This window comes from Synechococcus sp. A15-60 (assembly GCF_014280095.1).
Classification (GTDB): Bacteria; Cyanobacteriota; Cyanobacteriia; order PCC-6307; family Cyanobiaceae; genus Synechococcus_C.
The window spans coordinates 879,027-896,869 of record NZ_CP047933.1; the positions used below are offsets into that span (position 1 = coordinate 879,027).

General features: G+C 59.5%; 21 protein-coding genes and 1 tRNA gene. 7 read left to right on the forward strand and 15 right to left on the reverse strand.

Annotated features, from left to right (window positions below; genetic code table 11):
• Nucleotides 1–7 precede the first annotated feature (7 nt).
• A complete protein-coding gene (locus SynA1560_RS04640; protein ID WP_186470480.1) occupies nucleotides 8–1,108 on the reverse strand; it encodes a TrkA family potassium uptake protein in 1,101 nt (366 codons plus the stop codon).
• Nucleotides 1,108–1,938: a glycosyltransferase family 9 protein gene (locus tag SynA1560_RS04645; RefSeq protein WP_186501281.1), complete on the reverse strand. Its 831-nt coding sequence runs from the start codon at nucleotides 1,936–1,938 to the stop codon at nucleotides 1,108–1,110. Before SynA1560_RS04645 ends, SynA1560_RS04640 begins: the two co-directional genes overlap by 1 nt.
• Before the next feature lie 72 nt (nucleotides 1,939–2,010).
• On the opposite strand from SynA1560_RS04645, the gene ispD reads away from it, so the two are divergent.
• Complete coding sequence (gene ispD, locus SynA1560_RS04650) at nucleotides 2,011–2,682, forward strand: 2-C-methyl-D-erythritol 4-phosphate cytidylyltransferase (RefSeq protein ID WP_186471024.1); 672 nt, start codon at nucleotides 2,011–2,013, stop codon at nucleotides 2,680–2,682.
• Here the strand turns inward: ispD and SynA1560_RS04655 are convergent.
• Together SynA1560_RS04655 and SynA1560_RS04660 are read right to left on the reverse strand one after the other, a co-directional pair.
• Nucleotides 2,673–3,584 carry an LD-carboxypeptidase gene (locus tag SynA1560_RS04655; RefSeq protein WP_255477066.1) on the reverse strand — a complete coding sequence of 304 codons (912 nt, stop codon included), beginning with the start codon at nucleotides 3,582–3,584 and terminating at the stop codon, nucleotides 2,673–2,675. The genes ispD and SynA1560_RS04655 overlap by 10 nt on opposite strands.
• A gap of 2 nt (nucleotides 3,585–3,586) precedes the next feature.
• The gene (locus SynA1560_RS04660; protein WP_186501283.1) at nucleotides 3,587–4,486 is read right to left on the reverse strand and encodes a 4-hydroxybenzoate polyprenyltransferase; all 900 of its coding nucleotides are present in this window, start codon (nucleotides 4,484–4,486) and stop codon (nucleotides 3,587–3,589) included.
• Nucleotides 4,487–4,587: 101 nt separating this feature from the next.
• Here SynA1560_RS04660 and SynA1560_RS04665 point away from each other — a divergent pair, with 101 nt between their 5' ends.
• Nucleotides 4,588–6,249: a Ppx/GppA phosphatase family protein gene (locus tag SynA1560_RS04665; protein WP_186470484.1), complete on the forward strand. Its 1,662-nt coding sequence runs from the start codon at nucleotides 4,588–4,590 to the stop codon at nucleotides 6,247–6,249.
• On the opposite strand, the gene SynA1560_RS04670 is transcribed toward SynA1560_RS04665, so the two are convergent.
• On the reverse strand, nucleotides 6,239–7,027 hold the full coding sequence (locus SynA1560_RS04670) for a helix-turn-helix domain-containing protein (RefSeq protein WP_186501284.1): 789 nt from the start codon (nucleotides 7,025–7,027) through the stop codon (nucleotides 6,239–6,241). The genes SynA1560_RS04665 and SynA1560_RS04670 overlap by 11 nt on opposite strands.
• 172 nt (nucleotides 7,028–7,199) lie before the next feature.
• Here SynA1560_RS04670 and SynA1560_RS04675 point away from each other — a divergent pair, with 172 nt between their 5' ends.
• The gene (locus tag SynA1560_RS04675; RefSeq protein ID WP_186501285.1) at nucleotides 7,200–7,439 is read left to right on the forward strand and encodes a hypothetical protein; all 240 of its coding nucleotides are present in this window, start codon (nucleotides 7,200–7,202) and stop codon (nucleotides 7,437–7,439) included.
• Between the two features lie 144 nt (nucleotides 7,440–7,583).
• On the opposite strand, the gene SynA1560_RS04680 is transcribed toward SynA1560_RS04675, so the two are convergent.
• The 5 genes from SynA1560_RS04680 to petC form a co-directional block, all read right to left on the reverse strand.
• Nucleotides 7,584–7,655: transfer RNA gene (locus SynA1560_RS04680), tRNA-Val, on the reverse strand.
• Nucleotides 7,656–7,694: 39 nt separating this feature from the next.
• Complete coding sequence (gene cobM / locus SynA1560_RS04685) at nucleotides 7,695–8,450, reverse strand: precorrin-4 C(11)-methyltransferase (RefSeq protein ID WP_186470487.1); 756 nt, start codon at nucleotides 8,448–8,450, stop codon at nucleotides 7,695–7,697.
• Entirely contained in the window at nucleotides 8,447–9,310 is an 864-nt protein-coding gene (gene lgt / locus SynA1560_RS04690; RefSeq protein WP_186501286.1) for a prolipoprotein diacylglyceryl transferase, read from the reverse strand. The genes cobM and lgt overlap by 4 nt, the downstream gene beginning before the upstream one ends.
• Nucleotides 9,311–9,315: 5 nt before the next feature.
• A complete protein-coding gene (petA, locus tag SynA1560_RS04695) occupies nucleotides 9,316–10,248 on the reverse strand; it encodes a cytochrome f (RefSeq protein ID WP_186501287.1) in 933 nt (310 codons plus the stop codon).
• Between the two features lie 45 nt (nucleotides 10,249–10,293).
• Nucleotides 10,294–10,830 (reverse strand): cytochrome b6-f complex iron-sulfur subunit, encoded by a 537-nt coding sequence (gene petC, locus SynA1560_RS04700; RefSeq protein ID WP_186470490.1) that lies wholly within the window; start codon nucleotides 10,828–10,830, stop codon nucleotides 10,294–10,296.
• A 122-nt stretch (nucleotides 10,831–10,952) separates the two neighbouring features.
• Between petC and SynA1560_RS04705 the strand changes: the two genes are divergently transcribed.
• A complete protein-coding gene (locus SynA1560_RS04705) occupies nucleotides 10,953–11,282 on the forward strand; it encodes a DUF3067 family protein (protein ID WP_255477067.1) in 330 nt (109 codons plus the stop codon).
• Here SynA1560_RS04705 and tatC read toward each other — a convergent pair.
• Nucleotides 11,233–11,967 (reverse strand): twin-arginine translocase subunit TatC, encoded by a 735-nt coding sequence (gene tatC / locus SynA1560_RS04710; protein ID WP_186470492.1) that lies wholly within the window; start codon nucleotides 11,965–11,967, stop codon nucleotides 11,233–11,235. The genes SynA1560_RS04705 and tatC overlap by 50 nt on opposite strands.
• Before the next feature lie 117 nt (nucleotides 11,968–12,084).
• Nucleotides 12,085–13,836, reverse strand: a complete 1,752-nt coding sequence (locus SynA1560_RS04715) for an NFACT family protein (RefSeq protein ID WP_186501288.1) — start codon at nucleotides 13,834–13,836, stop codon at nucleotides 12,085–12,087.
• A 63-nt stretch (nucleotides 13,837–13,899) separates the two neighbouring features.
• Here SynA1560_RS04715 and gmk point away from each other — a divergent pair, with 63 nt between their 5' ends.
• Nucleotides 13,900–14,466, forward strand: a complete 567-nt coding sequence (gmk, locus tag SynA1560_RS04720) for a guanylate kinase (RefSeq protein WP_186501289.1) — start codon at nucleotides 13,900–13,902, stop codon at nucleotides 14,464–14,466.
• A 74-nt stretch (nucleotides 14,467–14,540) separates the two neighbouring features.
• Here the strand turns inward: gmk and psaJ are convergent, their stop codons facing one another.
• Together psaJ and SynA1560_RS04730 are read right to left on the reverse strand one after the other, a co-directional pair.
• Nucleotides 14,541–14,660: a photosystem I reaction center subunit IX gene (gene psaJ, locus SynA1560_RS04725; protein ID WP_186470495.1), complete on the reverse strand. Its 120-nt coding sequence runs from the start codon at nucleotides 14,658–14,660 to the stop codon at nucleotides 14,541–14,543.
• Nucleotides 14,661–14,693: 33 nt separating this feature from the next.
• Complete coding sequence (locus tag SynA1560_RS04730; RefSeq protein ID WP_186470496.1) at nucleotides 14,694–15,173, reverse strand: Photosystem I reaction center subunit III; 480 nt, start codon at nucleotides 15,171–15,173, stop codon at nucleotides 14,694–14,696.
• Between the two features lie 76 nt (nucleotides 15,174–15,249).
• Between SynA1560_RS04730 and tsaD the strand changes: the two genes are divergently transcribed.
• Both tsaD and SynA1560_RS04740 read left to right on the forward strand, forming a co-directional pair.
• A complete protein-coding gene (gene tsaD / locus SynA1560_RS04735; protein WP_186501290.1) occupies nucleotides 15,250–16,326 on the forward strand; it encodes a tRNA (adenosine(37)-N6)-threonylcarbamoyltransferase complex transferase subunit TsaD in 1,077 nt (358 codons plus the stop codon).
• A 43-nt stretch (nucleotides 16,327–16,369) separates the two neighbouring features.
• Nucleotides 16,370–16,546, forward strand: coding sequence for a high light inducible protein (locus SynA1560_RS04740; protein ID WP_186470498.1), 177 nt, complete (start codon nucleotides 16,370–16,372; stop codon nucleotides 16,544–16,546).
• 79 nt (nucleotides 16,547–16,625) lie between these two features.
• Here the strand turns inward: SynA1560_RS04740 and SynA1560_RS04745 are convergent, their stop codons facing one another.
• Nucleotides 16,626–17,798, reverse strand: coding sequence for a type IV pilus twitching motility protein PilT (locus SynA1560_RS04745; RefSeq protein ID WP_370523184.1), 1,173 nt, complete (start codon nucleotides 17,796–17,798; stop codon nucleotides 16,626–16,628).
• Between the last annotated feature and the right edge of the window lie 45 nt (nucleotides 17,799–17,843).

Below are 17,843 nucleotides of genomic sequence, written 5' to 3' on the forward strand. Positions count from 1 at the left end.
TGAGCTCTTAATCCGTCGTGCTGATGCCACTCATGGTTTCCACGGCATCGACGCCATCGCCCAAGATGCCCCGCAGATCCTCCAGCTGCTGCTGACTTCCCATCACCACCAGCATCTGGCCCGGTGCGAGGGTCATCGCACCACTGGGATTAGCTGTCAGGGTGTTGTTCTCACGGATGGCCAGGACCATGGCACCCGTGCGTCGTGCCAGGTCGAGATCTGCAAGGCTGCGATCCGACAGGTGACGCATCATCAGGGGATCTTTGCTGAGGCGGAATTCTTCGATTTCACAATCGGATCCCGCTAGCAGATCAACAAAATCGACCGCCAGAGGGCGCAGGGCCGTGGCGGCCATCATCCGTCCACCTGCCACATAGGGACTCACCACCACACTGGCTCCAGCCAGTTCCAGCTTGGCTGCGGCTTCTTCGCTGTCGGCGCGTGCGATCAGCCGGCAAGTTTTCTCGAGCCCGCGGGCACTGAGGATCACGTAAAGATTGGCGGCGTTGCTGGGGAGAGCAGCCACCAGACTGCGACAACGGCGAAGGCCAGCCTCCAGCAGCGTTTCGTCCAGGGTGGCGTCGGCTTGAAGCACCTGCAAGCCGCATTGCTCGGCGGCGGCTTTGCGGGCAGGGTCCAGTTCCACCACGAGCACCGGCACCTGGTCTCGACGCAGTTGCTCGCCGATCTCACGGCCAATCCTGCCGTAACCGCAGAGAATCACATGGTTGTTCATGCGCCGAAGCATCCGGCGAAACCTCAACTCCCGCACTTGACGGAAGTACCCCGATTCTGACAGTCCCAGCACGCGCTGAATCGACAGCTGTACCACCAGCAGGCCGCCAGCAATGATCAGCACGGTGACCAAGCGCCCGGCTTGGGAAAGGGGTTCCACTTCTCCGTAGCCGATGGTGCTGATGGTGATCAGCACCATCCACAGGCAATCACCCCAGTCCCACCCTTCAGTGATGCGGTAGCCCAGAGCACCTCCCAGCACCAGAACCGTGAGCGCCAGCACTGGCAGCAACCACGGTTTGGCGATCAAGGCCAGATGGCGCAGCCTGGTGCGATGCCTCGTGGACGCTCCAGGTCGCCTGGGGCTCCGCATCAGAAGCCCAGAGCCTGCATGACATCCGCATCTGAGAGGGAGGAGAGATCTGGGCTCTCCAGTCGCCGGATCACATCACGTTGCGGGATCTGATCTGCGTTGGCCCCCAGCGTCACCATCGGCAAACCGCAGTAGGTGGCGAGAAGCTGCGTAATCGGGCAACTGCTCAGGACCACATCCGCACAGGCCACGGCGGCCGCTTTCTCCACCACAGGCATGTCAGGTGCCAACAGCTGACTGCGCAGCTGAGGCAGCTTGCTGCGGATGGTGTCAGGCAAAGCAGTCCAGCGCTCCTGGGGCCAATCTCCGGGGAATGCGCCGGGGGCCAGCAGAAGGAGGGGCCCGTCGCCGGAGGGTTGACGCTCGCGGGCCGCATCCATGGCTTTCGCGCTCAGACTCAGACGGAAGGCATCTGCCTGAAGCGTGACCCCCATCGGCGTCAGAAATGCTTGCAGTTCTTGTGGCAGCCAACCGGCGTTGATCTCCGCCTGAGTCGTGCTTGCGAATCCTTCAGTGGCGATCCGCGTGGGAATGTGGCTCATCGACAGGAGCAGATTCACCTGTCGCCCGGTGGCGAAATTCAGACAGGCCTGAAAGTCGGGCTCACGCACGAGACCAAGCAGGTTGGCCCAATCCGCCAGGTTGGGTGCTTCGTTGAAGGGAAAGGGAATCACCTTCTCCACTGCAGGGAGCAGTTTCCAGAGCCCCAGATGGGACGGATCGCAGGCCACTTGGAGACTGGCCTGCAGCTGTTCAGCGGTGGCAGCCAGGGCCGGAAGGCGCTCAAGCTGCTGCTGAAGGCTTCCAGGGCTGAGAGCGAGAACGCGCATGAAGCGGCAGCACAAGTGGTGCGAGCTGATTGTATGGAGGCCGTTTCAGCCTGCCGGGAGCAGGAGTCGCTTGTGCATCTGTTGATCGCTGCCGCCGGCAGCGGCCGTCGTATGGGAGCGGAATGCAACAAGCTCCTGTTGCCCCTGCTGGGCAGGCCGGTGCTGGCCTGGACCCTGGACGCTGCCTTTGCCGCAGCGGACATCCATTGGATTGGTGTGATCGGTCAGTCGCTGGATCAGGTGGCCTTCGCTCCCTTACTCGAGGGAGCGCCGAAGCCTGTGGTCTGGATTCAAGGGGGAGCCACGCGACAGGAATCGGTTGAACGTGGCTTGGCTGCTCTTCCCGGCGATGCTGAGCATGTGCTCATTCATGACGGTGCCCGCTGTCTGGTCGAGTCCGCTTTGTTCAATCGCTGTGCTCGGGCTGTACGAGAGGGTGGCGCTGTGATCGCCGCCACGCCGGTCACGGACACGATCAAACGGGTGAATGCCCAGGACGTGATTGTGGACACGCCGGACCGTGCGGAGCTCTGGGCGGCGCAGACACCCCAGGGGTTTGCCGTGGCGTCCCTGCGACAGGGACATGTCGAGGCCAAGGCCCGTGGTTGGAGCGTGACGGATGACGCTTCCCTGTTTGAGCGGTTGGGATGGGATGTGCGGGTTCTCGATGCGGGGCCCGCCAACATCAAGGTCACCACGCCGTTTGATCTCACGGTGGCGGAGGCTGTCCTCGGTCAGCGTTGAAATGGCATTGCCACACTCAGGGTTCCCTGATCGGCGTCCAGCTGTGCCTCCACACCCACCGGCAGGGCTGCATTGCCACCGGTTCCATGGCCGACTGGCAGATCAGCGATCACCGGGCAGTTCAAATCTGCAATTCGTTCCCGCAGCACCTGTTCCAACGTGAAGGTGTCGGCGGAGGCCTCCTCACTGTCGTCGTCACAGCCGCTGAAGCGACCGAAGCCGATCCCGGCGAGCTGGTGCAGCACACCAGCGAGTCGCCAGTGGGTGAGCATCCGATCGATTCGGTAGGGAACTTCGCCCACGTCTTCGATCACGAGGATGGCACCACGCAGATCCGGGAGGTGAGGCGTGCCCAGAAGGTGCGATGCCACGGTCAGATTGATGGTGACCAGAGGGCCTGATGCATGGCCGCTGCGCCAGCACGTGCCCTGCAGAGAGGGAACCGGTTGCCCGAATAGGAGAGACCTCAGCCGTTCCTGGCTCCACGGCGGTTCACTCGCCAGGGTCGTGAGCAGTGGTCCATGAATTCCTCCCCCCAGGCCGCGGGCCCAGCGGCTGCAGAGCAGTGCTGTGACGTCGGAAAACCCCAGCAACCAGCCGTCCGTCCAGGTGATGGGAGCTTCCAGGAGGCGTGCTGCTCCCCAGCCGCCACGCGCACAGGCCAGCAGTGCTCCTTGAGACGGAAGCAGGAGATCTTTGCGGCGTTCGTCGTCGCGTCCGGCCAGATATCCCCAGCGCCGCTCCAGAGGCGGTGGAGGGTTGACCTGCAACCCCCAGGAGGTGAGAACGGCGACCCCTTCCAGCAGCGTGTCATGGTCTCGCAGGCAGGAGCTGGCTGCGGCGATTCCGACCTGATCTCCGGTTCGCAGCGGAGCGGGCCATTGGTGCGAGGAACCGGGCACGCTCATCCGAGACCCCTGGATAGCACCAAACCGCCCAGCAGGAGTGCTCCGATCTGGACCTGACGGGCGAAATGACGCGCATAAATCGCTGGCGCCTGTTGCTCTGAGCCCCGAAGTGTCTGGGTGGATTGCCAAAACCCCACGGTGGCTAGCCCCCAAATAGGCCAGAACACCACGCCCACTTCAGCGGACGCAGCTGCAATCGCCAGTGCCGCTGTGGTGAGGCCGTAGCCTGCCCTCACTGTTCTGACGGCTCCACGCCCTAAAGACAAGGCACTGCTGCGCAGCCCCAGCCGAGCATCGTCCGGGCGGTCGGCCATGGCGTACACCGTGTCAAAACTGAAGGTCCAACAGACCGTGGCAAACCAGCAGCAGATCAGCGGCAGGGTGGGCCAAACATTGCCCTCAATCGCTGCCCAGGGGATCAGCACAGCGAAGCCCCAGCAAATCGCCAGGACAGCTTGCGGGTAGGGAAACCAGCGCTTGGCAGAGGGATATAAAAGAATCGGTGGCAGCGCCAGCACCGCCAGCAGCAGGCACAGCTGCAACACCTGAGAGGGAAAACTGAGCACCACCCCGAGGGACAGTGCCAGCAGCAGCAACAGGGCTACTACAGCTTGTGATCGGCCTAGTGCGCCGCTAGCCAGTGGACGTTGACGGGTGCGTTCGACCTCGGAATCGATCCTTTGATCCCAGAGATCATTGGCCACACAACCGGCGCCACTGACGGCAAGTCCACCGATCAAGATGCGCAGGATCAGGGCTAGGGAAGGTGGTGCGGCTGGAGCCAGCCAAAGACTCCAGCCGGCCGGAATGAGCAGAATCAGGCGACCTGTGGGCTTGTTCCACCGCAGCAGGGCCAACCACGGTGTCGTGACGCGCGCAAAGGTCGTTCCGGTCACGGTGCGAAGCGCTCAAACACGGGAATTTTCGAACCTTAATCAGCAGGCTCCCCCCCTGGAGAACCGATGGCAGAGTGGGGCCCACTCCTTCACGGTGCGCCATGTCAGGTGCCGACACTTCGCCTGTGACTACCGTGGACCGAAATGATCAGCGCTTGCGCCAGGCTCTGGACGCGGGCCTGCGCGAGCCGCGGCAGGTTCGGCGCGTGGCTGCGATTGATGTCGGCACAAACTCCACCCACATGCTCGTGGCGTCGGTGGAAGTGGCATTGGGCACGTTCACCATCGATCTAGCGGAGAAATCCACCACCCGCCTGGGTGAGCGCGATCCAGAGACCGGTGAGCTCACGCCTGAAGCAATCGCCCGAGGATTGGAGAGCCTTCGCCATTTCCAGGAGCTTGCACTCAGTCACCAGGTGGAGCAGATCGTCGTCGCCGCCACCAGTGCAGTGCGTGAGGCGCCCAACGGCCGGGACTTTCTCCAGATGGTCAAGGATCAGCTGGATCTGGACGTGGATCTCGTCAGTGGTCCTGAGGAAGCGCGCCTGATTTACCTCGGGGTCTTGTCCGGAATGCCCTTTGGTGATCGACCGCATCTGGTGCTCGACATCGGCGGCGGATCCACCGAGTTGATCCTGGCGGATGGTCGGGATGCCCGCGCACTCACCAGTACCCGTGTTGGCGCGGTGAGGCTTCAGCGTGATTTCGTCAAAGATGATCCGATCCCACCACAACGTCGCTCCTTTCTTCAGGCCTTCATTCAGGGATCCCTGGAGCCTGCGGTGGACAAGGTGCATCGCCGGATCAAACCGGGGGAGACCCCGGTGCTGGTGGCAACGAGCGGCACCGCCATGGCGATCGGTGCTCTTGCCGCCGCCGAGGATGACCGCCCTCCTTTGAAGCTGCATGGCTACAAGGTCTCTCGGCAGCGCCTGAACCGCGTTGTGGAGAGACTCGCGACCATGACGCCTGATCAGCGACGCGGTCTCACAGCGATCAATGATCGCCGGGCCGAAATCATCGTGCCTGGATCACTCATTCTCCAGACCACCATGCAGATGCTCGGGGTTGACGAACTGGTCCTGAGTGAACGAGCCCTGCGCGAGGGCCTGATCGTTGACTGGATGTTGCGTCACGGTCTTTTGGAAGACCGGTTCAGCTTTCAGAGCAGCATTCGGCAGCGCACGGTGCTTCATCAGGTTCAACGGTTTGCCGTGAATCAGACCCGTGCCGAGCGGGTGGCAAGTCATGCTCTAGGCCTGTACGACAACACGTACGGAACCCTGCATCGTGACGACGGATCTGGACGGGATCTGCTGTGGGCGGCCGCCATGTTGCATGCCAGCGGTCAGCACATCAATCTGTCCGCTTATCACAAGCACTCCTGGTATCTGATCCGTCACGGAGAGCTGCTGGGATATTCAGAAGCCGAGCATCTGATGATCGCGGCGATCGCGCGGTATCACCGCCGTAGCTTGCCTAAGAAGCGTCATGAGTCGTGGCAGGCATTGCAAACGAGGGACAACCGTCGAACTGTGTCCGAGATGTCCCTGTTACTGCGCCTTGCCGCCGCGCTCGACCGCAGGCCCGAGCCAGTGGTGAGAGCTCTGATCGCTGAGGTGGTAGGCCATCATCTCGTGCTTGAGCTCGTGCCTGAACGTCTCAATCAGAACGTCAGTCTTGAGCAGTGGAGTCTAGAGAGCTGCTCTGAGGTGGTGATGACGGTCACCGGGCTGAAGCTACAGGTGAAAATCAGGGATTGAGCTTGTACCAACGCACCTCTTCAATCGTGCCCAGGGCCTTGGGCGTTTCTTCGCCACGGCTAATCAGTACAAGATCCGGTCGGCCGGCGTAGATTTCAACATCTGCATCCGCGGGCAATGTCTTGCTGTCGGCAAGGGTGCCTTCGAACAGCTCCGATCCATCGCTGTTGCGGATCGACAGCCAGCTGGGTTCTGAGCTTGTGATGGTGATAACGGCCGGTGGTGTCGACGTCTCCAGTTCGACAACGCTGTCATCGCTGTCATCGTTGCTCACCACCTCAGAGGGCATGGCCTGTGGCACTGTAGGGATGGCTGTGTTTTGGAGACTGCGCCGTTGGCTGGCCAGCACCATGGCGCTACCGGCCGCCACAGCAACGCTAATGGCTGCAGTGATCCAACGACCCCACGAATGTTGGGGACTGACCGTCATCAATTGAGTTGTGGTCTGAGCCTTGGCACTGGGGCCAGGCTCTGATGTCTTGCGGCTGCTCGGATTGGGAAGCGCTGTCTGCAATCGCTGGATCAGAGAGTCGCTGTCCACATGAAGTTTGGAGGCAACGCGGCGCGTCATGGCCGTAATGAAGACCGGTTCAGGTAGCCGATCGAGATCACCCGACTCAAGGGCCTCCAGTTGCTCGGTTCCCATGTTCAGAGCGCCAGCTAATTGCTCGCAGGTCATCCGACGGGACTCCCTTGCCTGACGGAGCACTGCGCCGATGTCTTGGAGCGTTGAGGTGGATTCAGAGTCCTTGTTGCGATCGGAATCCGTCGACCACATTCGCCCTTTTACAAACCTCCTTTGAAATTAATGTGATTTCACAGATCTGTCAGTACCAAGAAGCACACAGTCATTGTTAATTGAGGCAGGGCTTCATTGCGGCCTATGACGATGACGGGTGTTCAGGGCTGGCTTCTGACTAACAAAAGGGGGTGTTCGCCTGGGTTTAAGGATGTCGAGTGCGCGCAATCGTTCGCGTGAGCAGCTGTCTCCGCGGGCTCTGCTTCAGGACCTTCAAGGGGCTCGTGACGCCATGATTGCCTTTGATGGATACGAACCTCCGGCCACGGCTCTCCATGCCATGGCTCTGGATCGACCCAGTGCACCCACCACCACGGCTTCGAAGGGCTTGGAGCTCTTCGTTCGGCGAATTCAGATTTGGATGACGACAGCGTTGAAATTTGGTAGCTGAATCAGTCCCGTTCGTCTATCCAGAACGGCGTTATTGTCTTGCGCATTGGAGTGAACCAAGGCTGGTGGTTTGACTGAAAATTGTTGCTTTTGTTCCTTGATTAAATAAAAAAGAGACCCCCTAATCATAAGGGAGTCTTTTTCATGGGCGATACTGGATTCGAACCAGTGACCCCTTCCGTGTGAAGGAAGTGCGCTACCACTGTGCTAATCGCCCGCACACCATGATCCTAGACCACGGCCGGCCTCGCAGGCTTTAGCGGTGAGGTCTGAATAGGTGGTCATGATCTGGTGCATAGAGTTTTGAGCGCTGCTGACTGGAGCGAAAGGCAGGGCTGACGACATACAGCGTGGTCCGGATCAGATTGCGTTCACGACTGGCCTTGGCCATCTGATCGAGTGGCACCATCATCATCCACTGATCTGGCCAGCTCACCCTGTAGCCAATCGCGACCGGTGTATCTGCTGGGTAGTGCTCCAACAATGTCGCCGCCACTTCGTCCACATGACGAGCACTCAAATAAAGACATAACGATGCTTGAAGTCGGGCCAAGTTTCCCAAGTCTTCTCGCTGTGGAACGCCGGTGCGTCCACCTGTTCGACTCAGAACGATGGTCTGAACAACCCCTGGAATGGTCAGTTCCGCATTCAGAGCGGCAGCTGTGGCCTGATAAGCACTCACGCCAGGGACAACTTCCACTTCAATGCCGGCATCTGCAAGTCCGCAGACCTGCTCATTCAAAGCGCTGTAAAGAGCAGGATCTCCATCGTGTAGTCGAACCACTCTCAGGCCTTGCTTGGCACGATCGATCATCAGTGGAAGCACGTCTTCCAGCGTGAGCGAGCTTGTGCGAATGCTTTCGCAACCCACGGGAGCTAAGCCAGCGATCTGAGGAGAGACCAGCGAGTCTGTCCAGATCAGCACGTCGGCCGCACGAATTCTCTCTTCAGCTCGACGGGTGAGCAGGTCAGGCGCGCCTGGCCCGGCACCCACGATTGAAAGCTTGATCATGATCCATCTGTCTGTCGTAGGCCTGGGTCAGGGAGAGAGGCTTGGCGTCCATACAGCCAGTACAGCCCGAGACTCGCCAGGGCCATCAGGCTGAAGCTCATCAATTGAGCCGCACGCAATCCGCCATCGCAGAAGGGGGGCTGGCCTCCCAAGCAGAGAGGATCAATCCTCAAGCCCTCAATCCAGATGCGACCAAGGCTGTAACTCAGTAAGTAGGTACAGCTGAGGGCCCCAACAGGAAGTTGGAGCCTTTGACTGCGTCCTAGCTGGAAGAGCACCATCAGCAGCACAAAGACTCCGAGATTCCAGATTGACTCGTAGAGAAACGTGGGGTGAAAAAATTCGGAGTCGCTGAAGATCTGAGGGCGGTTGGCAAAGGGAATGAACAGTTTCCAGGGAAGATTGGTTGGAACGCCGAAAGCCTCTGAATTGAAAAAATTTCCCCATCGGCCGATGGCTTGGCCCAGAACAACCGAGGGCACCAGAACATCCAACACATCCCAGAAGGCCACGCGCTTCCATCGGCAAAACAGGATCACGGCCAATGTGCCTGCCAGTAAGGCGCCGTGGATGGCAATGCCTCCCCTCCAAATGGCGAAGGCGTCCCACCAGGAGCGTTGGTAGCTCTGCCATTCGAAAGCGACGTAATACATCCTGGCTCCCACAACAGCTGCCAGCACCAGGATTGGAAGCAGGTCACTAATCAGATGAGAGTCCAACCCTCGTTGACGTGCCAACCAGCCGGAGAGATTGAGGCCGATCAGCACAGCCAGAGCAATCAGCAGGCCATACCAGCGGAGAACAAAAGGCCCGAGCTGAAACAGCTCGGGCCCGGGCGATGTGAACACTGCGGAGAACACCGGGCTCAGACACCCTCAGCAGCTTGGACTTTTTCGATCTGCTTTTTCTTCAGAACCAACATGATCTGGGCCAGTGCAACAGCTGCGAAGAAAGCGAGTAATCCGTAGATTCTGACTGGGTTCTGAAGCACAACCTCAGCGTCCATCTGTCCGAAACCACCGACGTTGGGATCGTTGGTCAGAGGAGCACCGGCAGTCACGGAATCACCTGTTGCCACGAGAAGTGCTGGGCCGACAGGGATGGTTTCGCTGACGCTGCTGCCATCGTCAGTGTTGATGGTGACCACCTTGGCGCCGTTGTCACCGTCTTCGATGGAGTCGATGGTGCCGGTTGCAGAGGCCGTGAAGACGGTGTTGTTGCTCTTCTCACCAGTGGGATACACCTGGCCACGGCCACGGTTGCCGCCCACGAACACCTGATACTTGCCGAAGTGGATGTTGCTGTCGGTGGCAGGGTCGGGAGACAGGATCGGGAAGACAATCTCCTGATGTTGGTCACCAGGGAGGGGACCCACCAGAAGAATGTTGGGTTGATCGTCGCTGTACTGGGTGTAATAAACGCCTTCGGTTTCTTCCTTGATCTCGTCGGTCCAGCGATCCTGGGGCGCCAGAGTGAAGCCATCGGGCAGCTGAATCACAGCACCCACCTGCAGGCCGACGTCGCTGCCATCGGCTCCAATTTCCTGGAGACCTTCCTCATAGGGGATTTTGACGGACGCTTTGAACACCGTGTCCGGAAGCACCGACTGAGGCAGCTCAGCCTGGGTCAGTTTTTTCGCCAAGTGACAGTTGGCGCAAACAATCTTGCCTGTGGCTTCGCGGGGGGCGTCGTAGTTCTGCTGAGCCCAGAAGGGATAAGCCCAGCTGCTGGACGGTGCTGAGAACACGGCAACGCCGACGATTAGAGCGGCGAAAAGAGGTGAAAGAAGGCGGCGCATCGGAGACGGTGAGTCAGGGGAGAACGGCGGGAAAGGAATCGTGGATCAGCCCCACCAGGGCTTCTCGCCCGTGCGGAAGTCGGTTTCGGTCCATTGGCTCACGAACACGTTGTCGTCTTCAACACTGACGTTCGCCAGGGCAAGGGACAGGGGTGCTGGACCGCGAACCACCTTGCCGGTGGCGTCGTACTGGCTGCCGTGGCAGGGACACATAAATTTGTTGGCACCGCTGTTCCAGGGCACGACGCAACCCAAGTGGGTGCAGATGGCGTTGATGCCGTAGCTGCCAATGGCGTCATCGCCTTCGACAATCAGATAGGTGGGGTCACCTTTGAGGCCCTGGACAAGGCTGCGGTCACCGCTGGGATGATTGCTCAGCCAACCACTGGCAGTGACCGGATTGCCCAGCTCATCCTTGGCCGTGGTGCCACCACCGCCTCCTGCAGCGCGAGGGGGGATGAAGTAGTTCACCACCGGATACAGAGCGCCGAGGGCCACGCCGGTCACAGACCCGAAGGTCAGCAGATTCATGAATTGCCGACGCCCCATTCCGGGCACATCACCTGCTGGCGTTTGAGTCATAACTGACTGTCGTTGGGCACTGAATGCGGTTCATTATGGACGCTGTAGGTCGTGTCACGCTCTGCGAAGACTGGACTTTTCACCGATGTTTAAGGTCGCCATTTGTGCTTGTTGAATCACCCTTGTCGTCTCTGCCAGATCCCCTGACTGTGGATGAGGTGGTTGAACTTCTGCGCTCTCGCTGGCAAGCCAGCTACGACCTGCAATTGGTGACTCGCCGTCGCCGGATGTATCTGCAGGTGATGTGGGCCTATCTCGAGCAGCAATCGTTCCCTTTGAGCGAAGAGGCCTACCGATCTCACCTCGCCGAAGTGTTGGAAATCGTCAACCGATTGGGGCAGGCGGGGGTCGTTCGCGATTGGTTAAGCACCACTCGAGACCGTCCAAGGTTGGGAAAAGCCCTCAGCCTGCAGCTGCAGGGGGAGGAGCGGCTGGAGGAGTTTCTGCTTTGAAGCGCTGCACCAGCGCCACCAGAAGAACCCCGATCAGGTACAGCCCAGTGATCGCACCCCCCAGAAGAATCATCGTCACCGGGTCCGTTGAGGGGGTGAGCACCGCTCCGGCAAGAGCCGAAATCATCACAACCCAGCGCCAGGCCGAGAGCATGCGTTTCCAGTTGACCAATCCGAAGGCTCCCAGCAGTAATTGCAGCACGGGTAATTGGAAGGCCAGCCCAGTGGACAGCATCAGAAGCAGAACGAAATCGAGGTAGCGCTCGATCGACCAGATTGGTTCCACCACATCAGCGCCGTAGCTCACCAAAAAACGCAGTGCTGCTGGAACAAGGGCCCACCATGCGAACGCCAGGCCGGCCAAAAACAGCACGGCGGAACCCGCCACCGCCGGTGCAATCAGCCGGCGCTCACCACGGGTGAGGCCTGGAAGCACAAAGGCCAGGCCTTGATAAAGAACATATGGCAGAGCCAGGGTTAGACCGGCGTAACCGGCCACTTTGAAAGACACGAATAGGAATTCCCCTGGTGCCAACTGCAGGAACCGGATGGAACCTGCAGGCTCTTCGAGCACTCGGACCAGCGGCCGAACGGTCAGCAGGCAGGCCAGAGCGCAGAGGACCACAGCTCCAAGACTGCGCAGCACCCGTTGACGCAGCTCCTCCAGGTGATCCACCAGAGGCATCTCCACGTCATTGGGAGGGCTGTCAAGACTCCCGATACGAATCGGGGGTGGCGGTGACAGTGCGCTTGGCTTGTCGGGCTCGGTCCTGGTCAGGGGGGCTTCACTGTCCGTTCAAGGTCAGGCTAGGGGCTCCCGCGCCTCAAGGGTTCGGCGTGCACGGTCTGGCTCAGCCCAAACCAACTCCGCCTGACGATGTCGCACGGTTCCTGGGGCCGATCCAGGAATTCTCTGGAGATGATCCACCGAAGCCATCACCACAGGTACCCGTCGGTTGCCCTTCGCGCGACTGAACCAAGCGGCGAGGTCTGCTGCTTCCTGAACATCCTGATCGGATGCCGCTGCGGCTGATGCCTTCAGCACTACGTGGCTGCCGGGGCATTCTTGTGCGTGAAACCAGAGATCACCGCTGCGGGCCTGTCGAAGGCTGATCCATTCGTTCTGGCGGTGGTTACGCCCCACCTGAATCAGCAGTCCACCCGTGGTTGCCAAGGCCAGTGGCTGTGGCTGTCCCGGTGGTGGACCCGCGTGACGACGTTGCTGCTTGGGGGCCAGTAGCTCCTCCAATTCAAGCTTGAGGTCCTCGAGCTGTCGGCTGCGCTCAGCAGGGTCATCCCATTCCGCCTGGATCAAATCCTCGAGAAAGCTCTCGCTGCCATCCAGCAGGGCCAGGCGTTGATTGTGATGCCGGAGGCGCTCCTGGATCACGGGAATGGCACGCCGCAACCGTCGGGCTCGTTGATACAACTTCTGAGCCCGATCAATGCTGTCGCGGTCTGGATTCTGCTGACAGAGAAGGGTGTCGGCCTGGTGCTGCAGGGTTCCCGCGTTGTCGGTGTCTTCCATGCGGTCTTGTTGCTCCTGTCGTTGGGCCTCTTCCCGTTCACGACTCACTTGCAGCAATTGCCTCAGTTCGTCGGTCCTGCGCTGCAGGCGACGAGCATTGAGGTGGTGCCGGTAATAGAGACCCAGGCGGAGGCTGAGGCAATCCCCCACGCCAGCATCTTGTTGATCGTCACGTTGATCGACGCGTTCGTCGTCAGGGTTGTTCCAGACGCAGTACCCACCCTCTTTCTCGAAGTGGAGTTCGAAGATTGTCTGGTCGAGATGCTTGAGCCATTGCAGCCAGCGATGATGCAGTCGCAACCACTGGTCAGAGGTGATGGAGTCCACTGGTGTGGAGGGCAGTAGTGCTGGAGAAGGGTCGGCAGCCGTCGGCGGAAGTGCGATCAGTTGTTTGACCAGCGCGGGGCTGATGCCCTGGTAGGTCTCCCGCAATGCCTTGCCCAAGGCGATCGGCAGGAGTGACAGGCGTCGCTGCCACTGTTCGATGGGTTCGTTCAGCTGTGGCGGCAGGCTTTGCAGAGCAGGGGGTGGACAATAGGCATCACCACTGCTCAACGGCCGAATTCTTGATTGATGCTGCCGCACTTGACGGGCGATCGCTGTGATGCGCTTTTGCTCATCCAGCATCAGGCAGTTGCTATGACGGCCCATGAGCTCCAAGACCAGGGTCCTGACGGCTGCTTCTCCGGGTCGCGGAGCGAATTGAAACTGCACCACACGCTCGAATCCCTGTTGTTGCAGGCCGACGAGGGCTAGCTGTCGCAGTCCGTGTTGAACCTGTTGTGCCAGCGTGCTGCCGGAACCAGTCCTTTTGGGTGGCCGAATCTGCACGAGCCTGGCGGCCTCTGCCTGCCAACTGAGCTCCAGCCAAATCATTCCCTTCAGCGTGCGGAAACCCAGCTGGAGACTGTGTGGGTCTGGCTGCTGGGCCTTTTCGAAACGGCTTGGAAGAATCTGACCGCTAAGGTCCGCTAGCACAGCCTTGAGGCTGGTGAGATCCATCACCTGAAGCGTGCTGCTGGCCATCGCTGTCGGTGGTCTACTGATGTGGGGTGCCTTCCTACCCTGCAGCCTGACTGCGCACAAGCCATGGCCCTGACCGACCGCCGAGCCCGGCTCGTCCTCTTGACGGGGCCAAGCGGTGTGGGCAAAGGCACGCTTGTGGCCCGTCTACTGGAGCGTCATCCCGAAGTTTGGCTCTCGATCTCTGCGACCACACGCTCACCGCGGGATGGTGAGCAGCATGGAGTTCAGTACTTTTTTCATTCACGTCCATCCTTCGACGAACTCGTAGCGCAAGGAGGACTGCTGGAGTGGGCAGAATTTGCCGGTAACTGCTACGGGACCCCCCGGCAACCAGTGATGCAGCGATTGGATGCTGGCACCCCTGTGCTGTTGGAAATCGAGCTGGAGGGAGCACGTCAGGTGCGCCGCAGCTTTCCTGAGGCTTTTCAGATCTTTCTCGCTCCACCGAGTTTTGAGGAGCTCGAGCGCCGTATTCGCGGACGTGGAACGGAGTCGCAAGATGCCATCCAGAAACGATTGGATCGTGCCCGAGCTGAACTGGCAGCTCAGAAGGAATTTGATGCAGTCGTGGTCAACGATGATCTGGACACTGCACTGACAGAGCTTGAACGCCTCATGAATCTTGCCTGAATGGTGGTTGGCAATGCGCAAAAAAAGAGGGAGGACCTCAGTCCACCCTCTTTTTATAAAAAGTGAATCTGTGCTCAACCCATGGGGTGGAACAGAAGATCGGGGAAGAACCGATTCCACTCAATCAAGATTCCTGCTGTGGCTGTGAACCAGATGGCCGCAACTACAGGTGCTGTGCTCAAAAATTTCTTCATCGTTTCAGTGGATCAAGGAGTGACTGGGACTAATTAGCGAGGGGAAACAGTGATTTTGGAATCATCTTCCAGCAGCTTTCCACTGGTGAATTCACGCACTGCTGCCAGAGGCCAGGTGGCTGAAGCGATCAGAGATTTGAGAGCCAACGGGAGATCGATCTGGATTTCCTTCATGTACTGCTCTTTGGTGCCGCGAGTGGCCTTGAGGTACTCACGACCCGACCAACCAATGCAACCAGCCACGTAGAGAAACATCAGGCCGGGATAAACAAAATCACCAGCGTGATCCCAGCGGCCGTCCACGATCAGGTGAGGGAGACCATCTTCACCACACACAGCTTGGCTGTACATGTCGAAGCGAGCTTTGGCTTGTGGTGTGGAGGCTGCGCTGGCGCGTTGCTGGAAACGGGCACTTTCTGAGCAGGGAGTCAGACCTGCAACATCTGCTTTGGCGACGGGCGCAAAGCCGAAGACAAGCAGTGCCGAAAGCGCGAGGGCGAAGAGACGACGCATCGGGACGATTCCTGTTGAGCCTGCGCCGAAGCGGCAGGATGTCACAAAACGACAGTAGTGGAGGCGCTCGGTTCGGATGTCAAAGCTGCTCGCCCTCGAAACAAGTTGTGACGAGTCCGCAGCTGCCGTGGTGGAGCTTCGCGAGGGTCGATTGCACGTGCTGGCGCATCGCATTGCCTCCCAGATCGAGGAGCATGCCCAGTGGGGAGGCGTGGTTCCTGAAATTGCATCCCGTCGGCACGTGGAAGCACTGCCGCACCTCATTGATCAGGCCCTCGATGACGCTCAGTTATCGATTCCTGATCTAGACGCTGTGGCGTCCACGGTCACGCCAGGACTTGTGGGCGCTCTGATGGCCGGCTCCATCACCGGACGCACGCTTGCGGCTCTCCACGACCGCCCCTTTGTGGGTGTGCATCACCTTGAGGCCCATTTGGCCTCCGTGCATCTCGCTGACGAATCCCCAGAACCGCCTTACTTGGTCTTGTTGGTGAGTGGGGGCCACACCGAGCTGATCCGGGTGGATGGTGATTGCTCCATGGAGCGTCTTGGCCGAAGCCACGATGATGCCGCCGGTGAGGCCTTCGACAAGGTGGCCAGGCTGATGGGGCTGTCCTATCCGGGTGGTCCTGCCATCCAGGCCGTCGCGGTGAATGGCGATTCGACTCGCTTTTCTCTGCCCCAGGGCCGTGTGTCCAAGCCTGGTGGTGGCTTTTATCCCTATGACTTTTCCTTCAGTGGTCTCAAGACGGCCATGTTGAGGCAGGTCGAGGCCTGCAAACGTGCTGAGGAACCCTTACCGCTTGCAGATCTTGCCGCCAGCTTTGAGCAGGTGGTGGTGGATGTGCTCGTGCAGCGCAGTCTCCGATGCTGTGTTGACCAGAGTTTGTCGACTCTGGTGATGGTGGGTGGTGTGGCCGCCAACCAGCGCTTGCGCCGCTGCATGCATGCGCAAGGCAGTCAGCAGGGAGTGGCTGTCCATCTCGCTCCATTGGCGTATTGCACCGACAACGCTGCGATGGTTGGTGCGGCAGCGTTCCAGCGCCTCCACTGGAGCGCGATGTGTGGCTTCAGTTCTTTGCAGCTGGGGGTGTCTGCCCGCTGGCCGCTTGAGAACTGTGCACCTCTGTATCAATCGAATCCCCCCTTTTGAGATGCAACACATAGGGTGATTGCATCTGATTTGGGGTGAGGGGATGACAGTTGACCCCCATCAAGAGTCCAAGGTCGAACCGGTGGATTCTGTTGAGCTGAATTCCTGGCGCAGGGGTTTCACCCCTCAGGCTGAGATCTGGAACGGTCGCCTGGCCATGCTTGGGTTGTCAGCCGGACTGGCATTTTTGTTGTTGATCAGACTCTTCGCAGCCGGCTGACGCGTTGTTCGGTTGTTCTTCTGAGTGATTGTTTTGCCAATGGCTGGTTTTCAAGGTGGTGGTGTCTGAATGGATTTGATCAAGTTCCTCCACGACCACGCAGAGCTTGGGCTAGTTCATTGGGTTTGAGACTTACGGCAACCGCTTGATCGGCGTCAACACGACCTTCCTCCACCAGCCTCTGTAGCGATTGGTTGGTGGTGACCATGCCATCGAACCGGCTGCGCTCCATGATGTTTTCAACCTCATCCAGGGCTCCCCGTTGGATGTAGTCCTTGCAAGCATCTGTGTTGATCAGGATGTCGTGAAACGCGGCGCGCTTGCCGTCGTTGGTGCGGATGAGTCCCTGAGCAATCACCCCGAGCAGGGCTTCCGACAGGGATCGTCGAATGCTGTCTTGATCTTCTGGAGGAAACATTCCTAGAACACGCTCCACGGTCTTGACAGCAGAGTTGGTGTGCAGCGTCCCAAACACCAGATGTCCGGTTTGGGAGGCTTCCAGTGCCGTGTTGAGTGACTCCTGATCGCGAATTTCACCCACGAGGATCACATCGGGATCCTCACGTAATGCTGCCCGGAGGGCATTGTGGAATTGGTGCGTGTGCAGACCCACCTCCCGATGGCGGATCAGGGAGCGCTGGCTGGAATGCACGAATTCAACGGGGTCCTCGATGGTGAGGATGTGACGACTCTGATGACGGTTGATCCAATCGATCATCGCGGCCAGTGTTGTGCTTTTGCCAGATCCTGTTGGCCCCGTGACCAGCACCAGCCCCTTGGGTCTGATGGCTAAATCTCTTAGAACATCGGGAAGTTGCAGCGCCTCAAGGCTGAGGATCGTCTGGGGAATCAGACGCAGAACCATGGCTGGCCCTCTCAAGGAATCCAACAGGTTGATGCGCACGCGCACAAACGGGAACGCATGGGCGCCGTCGAACTCCTTCGACCGAAAGAAGTCATCAATCTGTTGAGGAGAGAGAATCTCCTGGAGCCAGCCCTGAAAGGTTTCCTGCGTGGCAACAGGCCATTCGGTCTGGAGCATTTCGCCTCGGGCTCGGTACCGGGGTGATTCCCCGACGCCAAGGTGCACATCGGAATGTCCTCGCTCATTTGCGATCTGGACAATGCGTTCCAGGCTCGGTGCTGACTCCAGATCGGAGGGCATGGCTCTGATCGGTGCCGGTGTCGGATGACGGTGGGGAACTGGAACCGTGGTGGACGGGAACCCTGGGGGGAAAATCGTTTGACTCACGCCGGCTCCGCTGCTGGGTTCAGCTTCGCTGAGATCACTGACCTG

Coding starts and splice junctions, on each gene's coding strand:
- tatC (WP_186470492.1), bottom strand. CDS start 11,967: ATGCCTCTGGTGGATCACCTGGAGGAGCTGCGTCAACGGGTGCTGCGC.
- petC (WP_186470490.1), bottom strand. CDS start 10,830: ATGACTCAAACGCCAGCAGGTGATGTGCCCGGAATGGGGCGTCGGCAA.
- psaJ (WP_186470495.1), bottom strand. CDS start 14,660: ATGAAGAAATTTTTGAGCACAGCACCTGTAGTTGCGGCCATCTGGTTC.
- SynA1560_RS04640 (WP_186470480.1), bottom strand. CDS start 1,108: ATGCGGAGCCCCAGGCGACCTGGAGCGTCCACGAGGCATCGCACCAGG.
- SynA1560_RS04665 (WP_186470484.1), top strand. CDS start 4,588: ATGTCAGGTGCCGACACTTCGCCTGTGACTACCGTGGACCGAAATGAT.
- SynA1560_RS04730 (WP_186470496.1), bottom strand. CDS start 15,173: ATGCGTCGTCTCTTCGCCCTCGCGCTTTCGGCACTGCTTGTCTTCGGC.
- SynA1560_RS04645 (WP_186501281.1), bottom strand. CDS start 1,938: ATGCGCGTTCTCGCTCTCAGCCCTGGAAGCCTTCAGCAGCAGCTTGAG.
- SynA1560_RS04670 (WP_186501284.1), bottom strand. CDS start 7,027: ATGTGGTCGACGGATTCCGATCGCAACAAGGACTCTGAATCCACCTCA.
- SynA1560_RS04675 (WP_186501285.1), top strand. CDS start 7,200: ATGTCGAGTGCGCGCAATCGTTCGCGTGAGCAGCTGTCTCCGCGGGCT.
- gmk (WP_186501289.1), top strand. CDS start 13,900: ATGGCCCTGACCGACCGCCGAGCCCGGCTCGTCCTCTTGACGGGGCCA.
- tsaD (WP_186501290.1), top strand. CDS start 15,250: ATGTCAAAGCTGCTCGCCCTCGAAACAAGTTGTGACGAGTCCGCAGCT.
- cobM (WP_186470487.1), bottom strand. CDS start 8,450: ATGATCAAGCTTTCAATCGTGGGTGCCGGGCCAGGCGCGCCTGACCTG.
- SynA1560_RS04740 (WP_186470498.1), top strand. CDS start 16,370: ATGACAGTTGACCCCCATCAAGAGTCCAAGGTCGAACCGGTGGATTCT.
- SynA1560_RS04715 (WP_186501288.1), bottom strand. CDS start 13,836: ATGGCCAGCAGCACGCTTCAGGTGATGGATCTCACCAGCCTCAAGGCT.
- petA (WP_186501287.1), bottom strand. CDS start 10,248: ATGCGCCGCCTTCTTTCACCTCTTTTCGCCGCTCTAATCGTCGGCGTT.